This is a genomic window from Okeania sp. SIO2B3 (genome assembly GCF_010672525.1).
Classification (GTDB): Bacteria; Cyanobacteriota; Cyanobacteriia; order Cyanobacteriales; family Microcoleaceae; genus Okeania.
Genome location: NZ_JAAHGH010000002.1, coordinates 300815 through 316892 on the forward strand (window position 1 = coordinate 300815; position 16078 = coordinate 316892).

A 16078-nucleotide genomic window follows, 5' to 3' on the forward strand; every position below is an offset into this window, starting at 1 on the left:
GATAAGGGAATTCTGCCCGACATTATGTTAAACAAGAGATGGTTTGATATGCGGGAAAGGATGAGAGCCTTATCTGAACTTGATGGAGTTAAGCGGACTCGAACCGCTGGCCCCCTCAATGCCATTGAGGTGCTCTACCAACTGAGCTATAACCCCTAATCATGAGCATTTTAGCTTCTTTTAAACTAACTGCTCTTTTTGATTAGTATCCTAATTATACTATAACTTCTAGATTTTACAGATATTTTATCAAAAATACTTATTTTATCTTTGAAGTGGCCATTTGTTTTTGGAATATTTTCATTTTTATTCCAGATTGGCAGTATACTGGCAGAAGAAAATTGGTTGCTGTTACGCTATAACTTAGTTGGTCAGAGGACTACCTTTACTGGTAGGGATTACAGAATATGGACGTAACAGGACTCGAACCTGTGACCCCTACCATGTCAAGGTAGACAGTCTGTAATCTTGTATCCCCTGCCTATCAAGAGCTTACTGAGGGTTAAACAGCCCTTCTCTAGTTCCATGTACCAATACTGTACCAAATAGCGCTAAATCAAGGAATTTTTATTACTATTTTTTTCAAATAATGGCCATCGATTTGCTACTTGTAAAGTGGCCAAATTTCAGTAAACAGGTAATGCGAAAAGTAATGATTTATTGAAGGCCAAAAAAAACGCATCATCATGGCCAATAGAGACCAGGCAATATTTCTTTAAGGTTTAAGGGCATTTCAGCCTGTATATAAGTATTTTTTGCAAATATTTGTTATACAAGAAAAATTACGCCCCTCCTTGACTGGCTAAGGCTTTCGATATTTCCAGTTTGTCCCTTAAAGGGGTCTGGCTCTCCACACTTTTTACCCACTCCGTGACGAGCATATTAATTACTTCAGACTGGTTGGCTCCATATAGCGAGGAGTAGTATTTCAACTTTTCTTTAAGCTCAGGTTCTGTATAGACTTTAAAGAAAGGTTTCCTTTGTTTTGTCATTGTTTTCCTCCAAATGATGATGATTTTGACTTACTGAACTTGCCAGATTACAGGGTAGCTTTCCCCTATCTTCCTTCTAATCAATTTAATTTCATTCGTACAAAAAGTTACTATCTTCCCAGGTAAATTAGCTTTAATAACGTCTCCTACTATCTCCAAGAACTGACAATATATCCTGCCGTCTTTTAGGTCTATGTAATCCCATAGTTTAAACTCAGGCAATGGATTTTCTGGCTCTTCTATATCCCTGGTAAATTTACTATACTTACTGTTTAAGACCAAGGTAGGAGGTTTAATCTTGTGTTTACCACTGCTGAGTTTGGTAGGTTCAAATTTCTCTTCATCAGACGATAAAGCTTCATTTTTCTCACCGAAATAATCTGAATTGTACTTACCGATAAGTTTATCCCGCCTAGTATCTAGACACCGCTCTAACAGAGGCCCCATCATTATAGTCCTAGAGACACCCCCTTTCTCATCCTTTTCGTGATAACAAAGCACGTCCTCTAGTCTGTACTCTCGCTTCCTGTCATTGCCTCTTGATTGCCCAATGCTGCTAGCCTTCAATCCTACCAAGTCGAGTATATTGTTGAGATATCTGATATTACTGAGCTTTTTCTGCTTGGGCAACAGCTTGCTTTCATTAGCAATAGCAATGAACTCCATGACGGTTGGAGATTCGCCCGTGAAACTAGGGTTCTCTAATAAGTGGAAAGGAAGTTTAGACAATTCATCAACTTCAGAGTGCAGAATATCGATATCAGGCAAAAAGCAGCCATAAATAGCCCTGTTGACAGTTTTGCTGTCTCTGATAGCATCATTCAGCTCCTTGTTTTTCAATAGATAACGTCTCCACAGTTTCGTCTTTGCATCTGGGTTGTTAAATAGCACCTCTGCTATCAAATCAATTCCCCACTCGTTAGTTCCATCTATGCCTGGGAAAAACTGTTTCAGCCTGTACCTCTCTATCTCTCCTGACTGTTGTTCATTCTTAGCTTCAACTTTGTCTACTAACTCATATTCTGCTTCTGTTAAGTCTTTAGCGTCAAAAATAGATAACGAACGGTTATAGATGACTGAGGCCGACTCTTCATAAGTACTAATAGTCTCGTCGTCTATTTCAACATTCTTAGGAGTAAAAACCTTGTACCCTCTACTCTTCAAGTCGTGTACTATCAGTTCTCTAAAATTATGCTGCTCAAGCAATCTAATTTCATCAAGTTGATCTAGATACTGTGAATAAGGTGAGCTTGTGTCGTAATCCAAGACCTCACAGCAGCTATCAAACAGCGCCTTCCTAACATCCCAGTCTTTGCTCCTAGCCTTGTATTTAGTCTTGTCTTCCATTAGAGAATACATCCGTCCTAATTTGACAAGCTTCAAGTCATCAATATATTTACCCTGGTTCTTAGCTTTGTAAGTAAACAGGTGCACAGGACAATTCGTGTCTCGAAGTCTGTGCATCATCTGTACGCAGGCATCCAATCCTAAGTGAGTCCACCTGACAAATATGTGGTCGAAATAATCTCTGGTGTCAATGCTTAATCCTGATTCGGCGGTAGGACTCACTAAGACGTAATCATACAGATTGAGACAGTCGTCTGGTGATTTCAGAAACTCTCCAACTTCTTTCTGATACAGAGTCCTGGAATTTATCACTAACGTCTTGCTGTCGCTTCGTAAGCTTACTGTTTTTAAATTCCAAGACTCTGTAAACAATTGAGAGTCAGTACATATCAATGCTCTTCCGTTGCTCTCAATGTAATTAACCAGCATCTGCCGAAATAGACTTTCGTCGTCATAAACAGATATTTTCCTTTCTGGCATCTGGTGAGTATTCTTTACCTTTATCTGTTTGTCAAACCCCGTGAGGGACTCTATTAGAGTAACCTCTCTGTCAGTAAGCTGGTCTGACATGATAATCACTCCAGCACAACTTTGGAGTAACTCAGTCAATCTCTTCGTTAACTGCATCCTTTTACCTTTACAAGTACTTGAAGTTAGCAAATGCTCTATCACTAAAGGGCATTCATCAAAAACGAGTATCTTATCTCTAACAGCCTCTGGGTCTATCTTCCAAATACTATCGATACATAAAGAGATAGACTCACCTTGTGCTGCTATCTGAAGACGACTAGCAGTTTCTGTTATGTGATACAGGGACGGTATCCTTTTTCCTGTTTGTTTCAATAAGCTGTTTCTGTACCCAATGAGAATGATGCCAAGTTCATTTACTATCTTTTTCAGGGCTTCGGTCTTGCCAGTCCCCATAGGAGACTTTAGTGCCAACAGCGTTTTAATACTTTTTTTGACATCGCTAATAAATTCGTCTAAAGGGTTTTTGTTGTCACCCCAGAAATAGTCCTTTACAGGCAGATACCTAGATTCAAATCTATAATGTGGAGTGAATACCTTGCTGTCTACTATCTCTTTGAACTCTCTGTTTTTCTTCTCAAAACTGTTAAATGATATCAACTTAAAATCTCTATTCCCTGTTGCTAACTTATCATCAAAATCGCTGTGTATCTTAGTGAATTGACCGTACCAGATGATATGCACTTCCTTGTCATATTCTTTCTTTATGTAATCAACTAATTCTCTATATTTCTGAATAACCAAATCATTTTCTCCACTGCCAGCGTCAGCAGCTATAGCAAAAGTAAATCTCCCAGGATTGCCGTTAGTTACCTTAGAGATGAACTCATCTACGTCATCCCAGTTCCCTTTGAAATTACCACTAATAGCACCTATGGTCGGGTATCCAGACAGTTTATTTATAACCTGTGCTTTCAAGCAGCCTTCAGAAAAAATGATGACGTTTTTTCTACCCTTATCCCCTTTGCCTTTATTGATTGTAAACCTCACTCGCTTACTCATGTTTTGCTGACATAAAGTGTGCGGAGTCTTCTGGTTTATGTGGTGATTAATTCCACCTTTGCTCCCACCAGATAACCAGATATACTTACCATCCTTGATTTTTAATTGCCCTCCAATAACATATCCATCTTCATTGAGAACAGGACAGAAGTAAGCATTTTTAGGTACATTAAATCTAGGTTTGCCCATTCCATCCCAGTAAATACCAGGTAGCTGTTGAAATTCACTGCTCACTATGCCTTTTGGGAACGATTTACCAAGTAAACCTGTAGATTCAATACCACGTCTTTTAAGGTCAGCTAGCGCCCAGTCCTCTACTGGTTCGTTCTCTAGTAGCTTGTAAAATTCATCGTTTAACTCTTTAGGTGCTAGCGTAGTGCTTTTTGCTTGCGGTGCTGGCTTAGGTTGTGGTAACTTCCTGTATTCTGATAGCTGATTCCTGTCGGGAGCGTAGAGATAGCCTATGCCTGCTTTGTCTTGCCCCTTATTCTCCCATCCCGGCACTTGCCAGTCTTCACCACAAATAACTAATTGGCCATTCGTCTTGCATCTTTTGTGAAGACCTCCACAGATGGGACAGTTTTCACCTAGCTTATTGAATCTAACCCAACCTGCATGAGTTGACGTTTCTGTACTAGATAGATTATTATGATGAACATCACTATGATTGTTTTTATCTATTATCATTTTCTTCGCGGTTGTCAACCGTGTTTTTTTTTGCGCAATGAAAAGTTTTCAAAAACTTATTGCATTATTTTAAAAACTTTGAATATGATCTCATTCTAACGACCAATTTTGAAAATGGTTATGTGGCGAGTAAAAAAAAATAAATGCTCTAATATTAGAGCAGGACTTTTATCAGAACGGATGAGAGAGGTTGTTGCAATATTGCAACAACCTCTCTTTGACTTTTAAGTTCATTTGACTAGCGATTAACAACAATCACTATGTGGCCACTTTAGTTGACTATTTCAATCGAATCACACATCACTATCTTTAAAGTCCTCTTGCAATTGAGTTACTAAGGCTTTAATCTCAGCGAGTTTAGTTTTGCCCTCTTGATATTTTCTTCCTTTGCATCGCAACACATTTTCGATAATAAAAGTATCGGACTTACCTTCACTTACTAACCTAGCGACTTCCGTGATTAAGCTAGTTGGAAATTGTTCGTTAGTGGTAGTGGAAGTGTTATCTGGAAGTTGCTCCGGATAAATATCAATCGGCTCATCTGTAACTGGCAATTCAGGAATGCCCTGCTTTTGCTCATAGATGTAGGTAGCTATAGTATGAGTAAAAGTCTCATCATCAGCTTTCCTAAGTATGGTGAAAATAGGTGAGTACCTATTAATAGCTAGGGATAGTCCAATGGTAGATAAGCCAGACAGTAAGCTACCTGAGTAGAGTAGTGACTTAATAGCGGTATCGGATGACGCTGTAGGTGCTACAAAGAGGATAAGGGATGAGAAGGTGGCGACACTTGCTGCGGAGATTAATAAAGTTTTGAATGACTTCAACATTTCCAGTAGGAGAGATGGTCTTAGATCCATATTAGGGAACCTCCGAGTAAACATATAGCGATAACTATCGACCATATTCTCAGCTCAGGCTCTAACCATAAAAAAGCCAAGACGGCGATCGCGAATCCTGATAGCAAGATAGCTGGCAAACGCAGAGTGGGTGAATGTTTCATAGTGAGGTTAAGCAGAGATGATACGCTTAAACCTGACAGTAAACACCCCCATAAGAAGTAAAATTGTGATAAGCTATTCATAATTATTTGAGTGTTACTCCGGCTAAACCTTTAATGTAATTCGTAGGCTCGTCAGAAGGAAGTAACCTTGAGAGCAGTTATCATTTTTATATAAGCAGGTATATAAGTAAGTTATTATATAAAATTGAGAACGCTCTCAATGTTAGGTCAAAACTACTGTTTCAAGTTATTTGCTATTCGCTCAATTTGCTGCTGTGCTGAGTTTTCCGCTCTCTGTAATCCAGTATTGATACCAGCGTAGCCCGGCCTTAATGAATGCAGAGTACGTCCAACGCCAGCGAGCTGACGAGTTTGTTTCAGTCCTTCTCTAGCATTGCTCTTGGCGTACCGTGAGTGATAACTAACTACCTTAGTATCGTACTTGTCAATACGTTGTAGCTCCTGATATCCTACCCTTGATGCTTTCTTAGCTTCCGCCAGTTGTTTTCTGTGAGCTGTTAAAGCCTTGGCCTCAGCCGGAGTCATATAACGAGCTGAGGGTACAACTGGTACTGACTGGATGCCTTGCCAGTCGGGAGTATTATCGGGTGAGAACCTACTCATTACGCCACCGGAGATTATGTCATCTTTATTGATAGCGTGACTGCCAGAGCCTAAAGTTTTACTCGATGTTTTCTTGCTATCATTTCCGAAATACTGCTTTAGTAGTCCCATCGTTAATTCCTTCACTAAATGTACTTACTGATATCAAAGGGAAAGATATCAATAAAATTGCTAATGTAAACCCTGCTAAGAAGTGAGGGTTAATGAGTGTCGTTTGTTTTGTTCGCTTTGATTTTTTCATAGCCTAAGCCGATTTCTACTGATATCGATGAACAGTGTTGACTACCATCAAGAGGCAGTGGTACTGACATCGTATGAATGTAACCATCTACAGTCAAATTCAAGAGGACAGCGGAGTACAGTTTGTCATCATCCAAAGGGGCGAGATAGCTGATGCTATCGACAAGTTCGTTTTTCATCAGGAGCATCTTCTTTTTGTGTTATCAGCCTATGTGGGGAGTACCGGGGAGAGCAGAGAAAAACATAGATTCGTCTAAATCTAATGATTCCAACTGCTCATCTTTCTCTCTGAAGATTTTCTCTTGGATAATCATCCGAGCCTCTTCTTTGTAATCGGTGAGATACTTCTTGTAAGCTTGTCCCCACTCAATGGCATCTTTTCTTGCCTGGATGCGAGCGTCATCAGTATTGTCTGACTGGATAGACTGCCTAACAGACTGTTGTTGCCTCGCATTCAATTGTTGTATAATCGCTCCGTTGTTCGTTGTCATTATCCTCCAGTAAATCAATAATAGTGTTCAAGTGATACACGGCTTGAGCGCGCCCTCTAGAAGTCGCTAGGGAGCGGTAAGCTATCATAGCTTCACAACTTTTCCGGTCATAGCCCTTGTCATACTTAAAGTGGGTGAAACCTTTGATATTACACTGAGAGAGCAATTCTACATCTCTAGTAAACTGAGAACTAGATATTTTTAGTCCTGTACGGTTTAGAGCTTCTAAGAGTTGACTTCTAGTGAAAAAGTCTTTATCGCCCAACGCGATAAAAATACTGGCTCTGATTTTCTCGATCGTCTTTTCGTTGAACATCTCCTTTTAGGTAAAGGTTACTACTTACTAATAGCCTCATTAAGTAACTGTTCGCTATGGGGGATGGTCATTGGTAAAGAACCTGTTTGATATACCAGGGTCAATACTCGTAACGTCCACCGAAAAGGGAGCAGCAACTAGACAAAGCTGCTAGTAATGGGATATGGTGTATATGTCAATGAGATATGGGCTATGGAAACTACCCCGTGATTCTAGGGACGACACCCTTCTATCCAGTCGGTGTTTCCTATTTGCTCATGTTTGTATTTTATTCAATATCCCTTTGAGATGTCAAGGGAATAACAGTATAAATATTGGTTATATCGAAGGAGTTGGAAAAAGTGCCTGAGAGAAAAGCTCTGTCTGTAGCAGTCCCTGACGACTTGATGGAAGTAGTAAGAATGTTGTCAGAACATTCCGGAAAAAGTATGTCGTCATCTCTGATATATATAGCTGAAAGAGGCGCTCCCATTATCATTGATGAGCTAAACAAATTTGAAATATATAAGGAAGCTGTAGCTAAAAGGAAGGCCAAAGAAAGTAGCGATTCTATAAAAACAAACGAAGTTGAGAATGACGGTAAACAAAAAGTAAAGGAGAAAAGTGGTGATTCTAAAAGTAAAAATTAGCATCACCACGAACTAACTGCTTCAAGCATGGCCTGAAAGAATAGTCATGCTTTTTTTATACTTTTACTTCTGGTAAATTATTCAACAGGGAATTGTTGACTTAACTCCTGGACAGTTTGTTGAATCAAACTCAGTTTATCATCTATGGAAGCTAAAACTTCCTTGGGGTCAATGTCAGTAGAATCTTTTTTGACGTACTGCACCGCCTCTTTCACCCAATTACGAATACCCATAGGAGCAAATGCCCTGTAGGTATTCTTCGCTCTTTCGTGGACATCATCGAAAGCATAGTATTCAATGATTTTGGTTATGACAGAATCAGATAACTTTTCTCGACCGTCCACCCAATTAGTTATAAGGGTCTTTGTACTTCTTGGTATGGAATTCCAGACTACTTGTCCGATTTTAGATTCCGACGTAATTACAGCCTCCTTGATTGCTCGCTCCCTAACGCCAGTCAACTTTGTTACCGCCTTTATACTGAGATAACCGATACCCCTATCTTCATTGAAAACAATCTCCTTTTGAATTGCTAACGCATAAATTAATACCCGTGAATCAATACTTTCAGCTTCAGCAACTTCTTTGACTTCAGGTAAAATTTCCTTCAATATCCAACATTTAAACTCTCTTTCTCCTACGGAGTCCAACATTAAGTCATATAGTCCAAACTCAGAAGTGATAGTAACCTCTTGCTCATCTGATATCTTGTAGGTAGTTTTTTCTTCTTCGTTTAGTCTTTCAATAGGTGTTTTCAAGATTTCACAGATATCCTCTACGAAAAAGTAGGGCTTATCATCGTTAAGGATGACGACACGAACTTTATTCGAGTTAAAATTGTAGGTAAGCATAATGTCCTGATGGTTAGTTTCAACTGCTAACCATTTTTTCATATGTAAGTCCTCTTGTCTTGCGACAAGTAAAGGAGAGGATTGCTTATTCTAAAAGTAAAAAATAAGTGTTGACAAATCAAATTTGAATGTGTATATTAACAATGTGACTTAATTTAAAGCCATTTAAAATTGATATCACCACAGACGAGCATATATTTTATCTTATTATATAAATTATACAAGTAATTTATATAAGTACTGAAAATATGCTCTAGCAACATAAAATAGTAATTAATGGACATTAAACCACCGTAAATTGACGCGGTGGTTTTCTGATACTAACAAGAATAAAAGGGGCATTGACGGAGGAAATTAGGATACTACAGGAGCAGATGAAAACACTAGAAGAATTAGAAAAATCAAAGTTAGAATCAGTTCCGGAGGAAAAACAGAGCGGTAAGCAAAGAACAAAATAACCTTGCTAACAAGAAGTATAAAAACACCTAGCGAACGAAAAATGAAGATATCATCTCGCAATCAACGCCTGGAATAACCATTTGTCGTGTCACAGATACATAAGGGGGGAGTTAATATATCCCCCTAAGTTGATGTGTGACACCCAGAAGGTGGTTTAATCTTAAATTTCAGGAATCACGACATTATCATTCGCTCCCCAGTAGTGATTTAATATCATCTTCTCACTCGTTCCAGCGAGTTTAGCTACTGTGGCTAAATCTAAGTCTTTTTTTAACATCAGAGTTATCCAACTGTTCCTCAATGAATATGGGGGCAGTTTTTTTGATATCAAGCCTTCCTTGTATAGTGCCGATATCACTCTCTTGAATGCTCGCTGAGAAAAATTGTGGTGGTTCAAGTAACTTCCACTAGGAGAGGGGAAGATTAGTTTCGTTCTACCCCCACGGCTTCCTTCAATAATGTTTTTCAATTGGTCATTTACAGGAATTGCTCTTTCTCTACCTGTTTTTGTCGATAGCTTTAAATGCCCATGCGTATAAGCTTTTCGGATATTAATCACTCTAGATTCCAAGTCAACGTCATCCCAGGTTAAGGCGATCGCTTCTTCTGGCCTGCATCCTGTTAAGCTTAAGAAGGCTGTATAGGGGTAATAGAAAGAATGTCTCCCTTTCTTGTCCGAATATTTATCATACCTGAAAGCTTCTAGTATCTGGTTGATTTCACTCTCATTCCACACCTCTTTGCATCGGCTCTTTTTGACGTAGTCTTTCTTTGGTTTATCAAACCTAATCAAACGGATATCGCTCCCCTCTAGGCTTGCATTAATATCAGTTTGAATCATTCTCAAGCTTTCTCCAGAGTACATTTCTTTAGCGACTTCTATAAACCTTTCGTGGGTTCCGTTTTTACCTATTTTGCCAAAAACCCTGTTAACCATCCTCCAGGATGTCGCCTGCCTAGAATTGCTTACGCGATCGCAATTCTTTTTTTTATAATCCTCCCAGTAGTCCCATAGTGTAATTCTTTTTTCTACTGGGACATACCCTGGTCTATACTTAGCCAGTTTTGGGTCATAGGCATCTGGAAATCCCATCTTATATTTAGCCATGTCCGAATCTATCTGCTTGGCCACAAGCTCTGCTTTCTTGAGACTGTCCTCTGTGCTTACGGGACAAACAGATATGGCCTTGCGTTTACCTGTGGGGTCAGTGAATCTAAGTCTATATGACCCACCGTGTATTTCTATATTTACCTTGCCAATTTTTGCCTTGATTTTGTTTGTCTTTTGACGTACCATTCTAGTACCACTTTATTGATTGAAAATGGCGCTAGAGAAGGACGTTATAGCTCAGTCGAGCTATAGCTTAGTTGGTCAGAGGACTACCTTTACTGGTAGGGATTACAGAAGATGGACGTAACAGGACTCGAACCTGTGACCCCTACCATGTCAAGGTAGTGCTCTAACCAACTGAGCTATACGTCCAAACTGGGTTTTACTATACCCATAATTCAAGTATACCAATTCGAGACCAAAAGTCTAAATTTTATGAGTAGCGTATAAATAATACCTATATTTTTACTGAAAAATACATAGGAATATCTTATGACTATACATTTTCTTCTAGCAGGGGGAATCTGTAAGTCTGTGCTTACGTCCACTTTTTTCGTTATACGTTATACTACCTTTGTCTAAAATATCAATTTTTTTTGAAATATACAGATACAAAAAATATGAACAAAACTGTAAAAATACTGCTGAGAGATTTCAAGAAGCAAGATAATTATCATTGGAGTGGCAGTAATGCTTAGTGTCTGTGGCATCAGCAGTCTACCCTATTACTAAAAAACTTGCCAAACAATTCAATGCCAACGATCAGCTAGATATCGCAGTCAATGCAATTTTATTCAACCTGAATATGTACAAAGTTCTCACGAAACGAACAGAATATTAATTAAAAAAATTATGAGTACAAATTCATCACAAGTAAATACATCTGCTGTACAAGCAGGGGGTCAACTTAGCTTCTTTGAAAAATATCTCACTGTTTGGGTAGCGTTGTGTATCCTCACAGGTATTGCACTAGGGAAAATATTTCCTGGTGTTGCCAGTGCATTAGATGCTATGAGCATTTATCAAGTATCCATACCCATTGCCATCTGTTTATTTTTTATGATGTATCCCATCATGGTTAAAATAGACTTTACCCAAACCAGAAATGCAGCTCGCACTCCCAAACCTGTAATTTTAACATTAGTCGTCAACTGGGTAATTAAACCTTTTACCATGGTAGCGTTTGCGCAAATTTTCCTCGGTTGGTTATTCCGTCCACTATTAACAGGTACAGAAATATTGCGCGGTACAGAAGTAGCATTGGCAGACTCCTACATTGCTGGAACAATATTACTTGGTATCGCACCCTGTACGGCAATGGTATTAATGTGGGGTTATCTTTCCTACAGTAACCAGGGACATACATTAGTAATGGTGGCGATTAATTCCTTGACAATGTTGTTTTTGTATGCTCCACTAGGACGCTGGTTACTATCAGCTAATAATTTAACTGTGCCTTGGGAAACTATTGTTTTATCGGTGCTAATTTATGTGGGTTTACCTCTAGCTGCTGGAATGTATAGTCGTTACTGGATTTTCAAAAATAAAGGAAAAGCATGGTTTGAGCGTAAGTTTCTCAAGTATTTAAGTCCGGTTTCTACTGCTGCTTTGTTGATAACTTTAGTTTTATTGTTTGCTTTTAAGGGAGAATTAATTGTAGAAAATCCTTTTCATATTTTGTTAATAGCAGTACCACTATTTCTCCAGACTAATTTTATTTTTTTGATTACTTATGTAGCAGCTTTGAAAATGAAATTACATTACGAAGATGCTGCTCCTGCTGCTTTAATTGGAGCTAGTAATCATTTTGAAGTAGCGATCGCTACTTCAGTTACTCTATTTGGTTTAAATTCTGGGGCAGCTTTAGCAACAGTAGTGGGAGTATTAATAGAAGTACCGGTAATGTTGATGTTGGTAGAATTTTGCAAACGTACAGCTTTTTGGTTCCCTCGCCAACCAGAGAAGGCAACATTAATTGACCCCCGTTGTTGTGAGACTCCATTTGTTGGAGAGTAGGGGAGTAGGGGAGAACGTTTCACTGAAGTTAGAAGTCAGAATTCAGAAGTCAGAAGTTAGATTTGATCGACTAAAAACTTTGATAATACTATAGTTTGGGGCAATTATTTGACATTTGACATTTAAAGGAGCGAAACTATTTATGACATTGTGACATCCTTAAAGTGAATTGGTATAAATTTATGATATCAAATCCGTTTAATTGGACATAAAAAAATCTCCAATCGCCATAACTACGCTCATCTTTCTAATTCTTTCTCCTCCTGACTCGGTTCTTCCTCTCCCCTCCTGGGAGGGGTTAGGGGTGGGTTGGGAGGGGTTAGGGGTGGGTTGACTTCTAAACAGTTAACCTATCTATAACTGTTTAACCGGATTTGATATGAGGACTTATGCAGTACAACGTATTTTCGTCCGAAGCGACCGACAGCGTTTGCGGAGCAGTCCGGAACGGAGAGCAATCTCAAATCCTAGTTTGTCGTACCTCATGCGTAATATCATGTTCGGTTGAATACTTACACTTTGAAGGAAGTAAGGCAGAAGGGAAGAAAGGATTAAAAGGGATAAATTTTTTTGATCACTGATTATCCGAACATGATATAAGTCCTGTTTTTGAATATATTGAAACTGCCAACTTAAAATTTGTTCTTGACAACTTCAGGACTTACGCACGAGCACTAAATCAAGTGAGGGCGAATGCCATTTGCTAACGCAAAGCTCCGCTAACGCCCCTACATATGCCGTTTTCAAGGTTAATTTGTGTAAGCCCTGAACTTAAAACCTACGACCTACGACCTACGACCTAACAACCTACAACCTAAAACCTACCACCTTATAGAATTCAGAAATGACAAATTTTGACCATCCTCCAAGAATTTTATTCCTATACGGGTCTCTGCGCGAACGTTCCTACAGTCGTTTGTTGGCAGAAGAAGCTGCTCGAATAATTACAGAAATGGGGGCGGAAGTGAAATTTTTTCATCCCCATGACTTACCTTTACGAGGACGAGTGGAAGATTCTCATCCAAAAGTTCAAGAGTTGCTTGAATTGAGTCAATGGTCTGAAGGTCAGGTCTGGTCTTCTCCAGAGATGCACGGTAACATTACAGGTATTCTCAAAAATCAAATTGACTGGATTCCTTTAAGTATTGGTTCAGTGCGTCCAACTCAAGGAAAAACTTTGGCGGTTATGCAAGTGAGTGGGGGTTCTCAGTCTTTTAATGCAGTTAATTCCCTACGAATTTTGGGCAGATGGATGCGAATGTTTACTATTCCGAATCAGTCTTCTGTAGCGAAAGCTTATCAGGAATTTCATGAAGATGGGACGATGAAGGAATCAGCGTATCGCGATCGCGTTGTTGATGTTATGGAGGAATTATACAGGTTTACATTATTATTGCGAGATAAGGTTGATTATTTGACAGATCGTTATAGTGAGCGTAAAAAAAAGGAAGAAAATTAACTATGGAAGAAAAAACAATTCAACCGATAGCAGAAAATTTATGGTGGGTAATTCCAGATAAACTTGCCGGAGTCCGCAAACCATTGGCAGAAGAATTGCCAGAATTACAAACATTAGGTATTGGGTCAATAGTCTCGGTGATGGATGACCCTTCTAATCTGGAATTGTACGAACAAGCTAATTTACCTCATCTGTGGTTACCGACTAAAGGTGGCACTCCTCCAAGTCGGGAACAGGTTCAGCAATTACAGGATTTTATTGATGCTCAAAATAGTCAGGGAAATGGAGTTGCGATTCATTGCACCAGTGGTAGAAGACGAACAGGTACAGCTATTGCTGCGTATTTAATTGTTTCTGGGTTAACCTACAATGATGCCATGGAGAAAATTTTGAGTGTAAATCCAGAAATTGATTTACGAGAAGCTCAAAGTAAATTTTTGCAAGATTTTTAGCACCAACACTTATACAAAAATTTGGTTCCGGTGAGCCACCACAATCAAAAACTATTCAATTTTGGACGTTTACATTAACTGGTATTCCCGGCGCGATCGCTATTGCGTTACAATTAGGTTTACCTTCTAATTGGGTTGTTGTTAGTGGTTTGATGTTGTTTGGTGTAGTGTTTGCTTTTAATTCTGCGGTTCATTCCTACCTACCTGGTATTGGCATTTACAGATGATGACAAAGTAGCTTTAAATTTTGGCTTCTATTATATGGCTAATTCTGGTGGTCGTCTTGCTGGTACAGTTTTATCTGGATTAGTTGATCAGATATTTGGTTTAGTCTGTTGTCTGTGGGTATCAATGTTGTTTGTGTTGGGAGCAGGTTTAGTTCCCCTGAAGTTACCCGATCCTCAACCGAGTCAAGCTATTGCTTGAAAAGCTGGTGGGGGAAATTAATCAGTTATCAGTTATCAGTTATCAGCAGGACTTATGCAGTCAAGTAGGTTGGGTAGAACGATAGTGAAACCTAACCAAATTCCAATTTGAATGGTGTTGTGTTGGGTTATTATATCAAATCCGGATAACTACTATACCCAAGTAAGTCATTGCGACTGGAACGGAGTGGAAGGAAGCAATCTCGTGACACCCCTGAGATTGCTTCCTATCGTCGCAATGACCGTGGATTTGATATTACTTTTAACTGTTGATTTGATTAGCGATCGCATATTGTCAAAATTCCTTTTTCTGAACCTATTGGAGATATAAACCCATTTCCTTCTAGTGTTGTTTCCACAATAACTTGACCTGTAGCAGTTATTCGTCTGATTACTATAGGAAGAAATCTGCGAGTATTACAATCAATTTGCACTCGCATATAGACTTCTCTCATTCCATCTTCGTCTTCCTGGTCGTATTGCTTTAATATTTCTGCTCCCCACAAGTTATCGCCCAGGTATTCAATTGTGTTCATGTTTATTGAAGTTGTGGCTTTACGGTTAGCTCCTACGGGATACCATTCTACCATCCGTTGTGTTATCAGCATACTTGCAAAAAGTTCAAACATAATTAATTCCTCAATAACTAATTAAACAGAAACCAGATTTATCTACGAAATTTCCTGATTTGAAACACAATAATCAGGGGAATAGACCTGATTTCTTCATCGGTTGCTACTCAAACCCCTCATCCACAGCAATATTGTAGTTGCGTTCTTGAATTAGGGTTATATATAGATGTCAGACCAGTAAAGTTTTGACTTTCTCCGAACTGATTCTAAAGTTGTTTAGTTGTCGGTTTCTGATAAATTTCTCCTTGTTTCATTACAAACAATATTATGACTATAAATCCTGATATATATAGTAACAGTAAATCACTACTTTTGCAAACAATTATTTAGGCTAATGTTAGAGAATAAACTTATTGTCCACTTTTGTCATCTATTTACCGCATACCGCTCCAAAACAAAATCCCACAAATGATGCGCCATCTCTAATTTACTACAAGAGGGAATATCTAACTGCCGACCTTCTGCATCCAGAAAAATTCCCTGATTTGTATTACTGCCAAAACCCGCACCTTCGCGATCGATAGGGTTAGCAACAATAGCATCTAAATTTTTAACTCGTAATTTCTCCAAAGCAGGGGCAACAATATCTCCAGTCTGTGCTGCAAAACCAATTAAGTATTGATGAGACTGCTTTAATTTTCCTAACTCCGCCACAATATCCGGTACTGGTGTCAAAGGTAATGAATTTGGTAGCGATCACTTGGGCAATTTCTCACTACTATATTCAGCTTAAAACTTTTTTACTCATAATATTCCGCTATTTGACAATCTTTTCAGGATTTGAAAATTTGTACCTCTAAGTTTATGCACCCAA

General features: G+C 38.8%; 15 protein-coding genes, 2 tRNA genes and 1 pseudogene. 5 read left to right on the forward strand and 13 right to left on the reverse strand.

Going from position 1 to position 16078, the window contains the following annotated elements; genetic code table 11:
* Positions 1-83 precede the first annotated feature (83 nt).
* The 8 genes from F6K15_RS02415 to F6K15_RS02450 all read right to left on the reverse strand — a co-directional run bounded on the left by F6K15_RS02415 (position 84) and on the right by F6K15_RS02450 (position 7230).
* Positions 84-156 (reverse strand) — tRNA-Ala (locus F6K15_RS02415).
* A 626-nt stretch (positions 157-782) separates the two neighbouring features.
* Positions 783-992, reverse strand: coding sequence for a hypothetical protein (locus tag F6K15_RS02420; protein ID WP_293056609.1), 210 nt, complete (start codon positions 990-992; stop codon positions 783-785).
* A gap of 30 nt (positions 993-1022) precedes the next feature.
* On the reverse strand, positions 1023-4556 hold the full coding sequence (locus F6K15_RS02425; protein ID WP_293056611.1) for a plasmid replication protein, CyRepA1 family: 3534 nt from the start codon (positions 4554-4556) through the stop codon (positions 1023-1025).
* A gap of 293 nt (positions 4557-4849) precedes the next feature.
* Entirely contained in the window at positions 4850-5416 is a 567-nt protein-coding gene (locus tag F6K15_RS02430) for a hypothetical protein (protein WP_293056613.1), read from the reverse strand.
* A 377-nt stretch (positions 5417-5793) separates the two neighbouring features.
* Positions 5794-6294: a hypothetical protein gene (locus tag F6K15_RS02435; protein WP_293056616.1), complete on the reverse strand. Its 501-nt coding sequence runs from the start codon at positions 6292-6294 to the stop codon at positions 5794-5796.
* A gap of 89 nt (positions 6295-6383) precedes the next feature.
* On the reverse strand, positions 6384-6602 hold the full coding sequence (locus tag F6K15_RS02440) for a hypothetical protein (RefSeq protein ID WP_293056617.1): 219 nt from the start codon (positions 6600-6602) through the stop codon (positions 6384-6386).
* Positions 6603-6626: 24 nt separating this feature from the next.
* On the reverse strand, positions 6627-6881 hold the full coding sequence (locus F6K15_RS02445) for a hypothetical protein (protein WP_293056619.1): 255 nt from the start codon (positions 6879-6881) through the stop codon (positions 6627-6629).
* The gene (locus tag F6K15_RS02450) at positions 6853-7230 is read right to left on the reverse strand and encodes a hypothetical protein (protein ID WP_293056621.1); all 378 of its coding nucleotides are present in this window, start codon (positions 7228-7230) and stop codon (positions 6853-6855) included. Before F6K15_RS02450 ends, F6K15_RS02445 begins: the two co-directional genes overlap by 29 nt.
* 332 nt (positions 7231-7562) lie before the next feature.
* Here F6K15_RS02450 and F6K15_RS02455 point away from each other — a divergent pair, with 332 nt between their 5' ends.
* On the forward strand, positions 7563-7859 hold the full coding sequence (locus F6K15_RS02455) for a hypothetical protein (protein ID WP_293056623.1): 297 nt from the start codon (positions 7563-7565) through the stop codon (positions 7857-7859).
* A gap of 77 nt (positions 7860-7936) precedes the next feature.
* Here F6K15_RS02455 and F6K15_RS02460 read toward each other — a convergent pair whose 3' ends face one another.
* The 3 genes from F6K15_RS02460 to F6K15_RS02470 all read right to left on the reverse strand — a co-directional run bounded on the left by F6K15_RS02460 (position 7937) and on the right by F6K15_RS02470 (position 10652).
* On the reverse strand, positions 7937-8752 hold the full coding sequence (locus tag F6K15_RS02460) for a BRO family protein (RefSeq protein WP_293056625.1): 816 nt from the start codon (positions 8750-8752) through the stop codon (positions 7937-7939).
* A gap of 577 nt (positions 8753-9329) precedes the next feature.
* Entirely contained in the window at positions 9330-10466 is a 1137-nt protein-coding gene (locus F6K15_RS02465) for a site-specific integrase (RefSeq protein ID WP_293056627.1), read from the reverse strand.
* Between the two features lie 112 nt (positions 10467-10578).
* Positions 10579-10652, reverse strand: a tRNA-Val gene (locus tag F6K15_RS02470).
* 480 nt (positions 10653-11132) lie between these two features.
* On the opposite strand from F6K15_RS02470, the gene arsB reads away from it, so the two are divergent.
* The 4 genes from arsB (at position 11133) to F6K15_RS02490 (ending at position 14633) form a co-directional block, all read left to right on the forward strand.
* Complete coding sequence (gene arsB / locus F6K15_RS02475; protein WP_293056629.1) at positions 11133-12296, forward strand: ACR3 family arsenite efflux transporter; 1164 nt, start codon at positions 11133-11135, stop codon at positions 12294-12296.
* 844 nt (positions 12297-13140) lie between these two features.
* Positions 13141-13755, forward strand: a complete 615-nt coding sequence (gene arsH, locus F6K15_RS02480; protein ID WP_293056632.1) for an arsenical resistance protein ArsH — start codon at positions 13141-13143, stop codon at positions 13753-13755.
* A gap of 2 nt (positions 13756-13757) precedes the next feature.
* The gene (locus F6K15_RS02485) at positions 13758-14207 is read left to right on the forward strand and encodes a dual specificity protein phosphatase family protein (protein ID WP_293056635.1); all 450 of its coding nucleotides are present in this window, start codon (positions 13758-13760) and stop codon (positions 14205-14207) included.
* Positions 14208-14417: 210 nt separating this feature from the next.
* The gene (locus F6K15_RS02490; protein ID WP_293056638.1) at positions 14418-14633 is read left to right on the forward strand and encodes a hypothetical protein; all 216 of its coding nucleotides are present in this window, start codon (positions 14418-14420) and stop codon (positions 14631-14633) included.
* 277 nt (positions 14634-14910) lie between these two features.
* Here F6K15_RS02490 and F6K15_RS02495 read toward each other — a convergent pair whose 3' ends face one another.
* Both F6K15_RS02495 and F6K15_RS02500 read right to left on the reverse strand, forming a co-directional pair.
* Positions 14911-15261, reverse strand: a complete 351-nt coding sequence (locus F6K15_RS02495; protein ID WP_293056640.1) for a hypothetical protein — start codon at positions 15259-15261, stop codon at positions 14911-14913.
* A gap of 369 nt (positions 15262-15630) precedes the next feature.
* Positions 15631-15990: pseudogene (locus F6K15_RS02500) on the reverse strand (phosphopantothenoylcysteine decarboxylase); the annotation flags it as partial.
* Between the last annotated feature and the right edge of the window lie 88 nt (positions 15991-16078).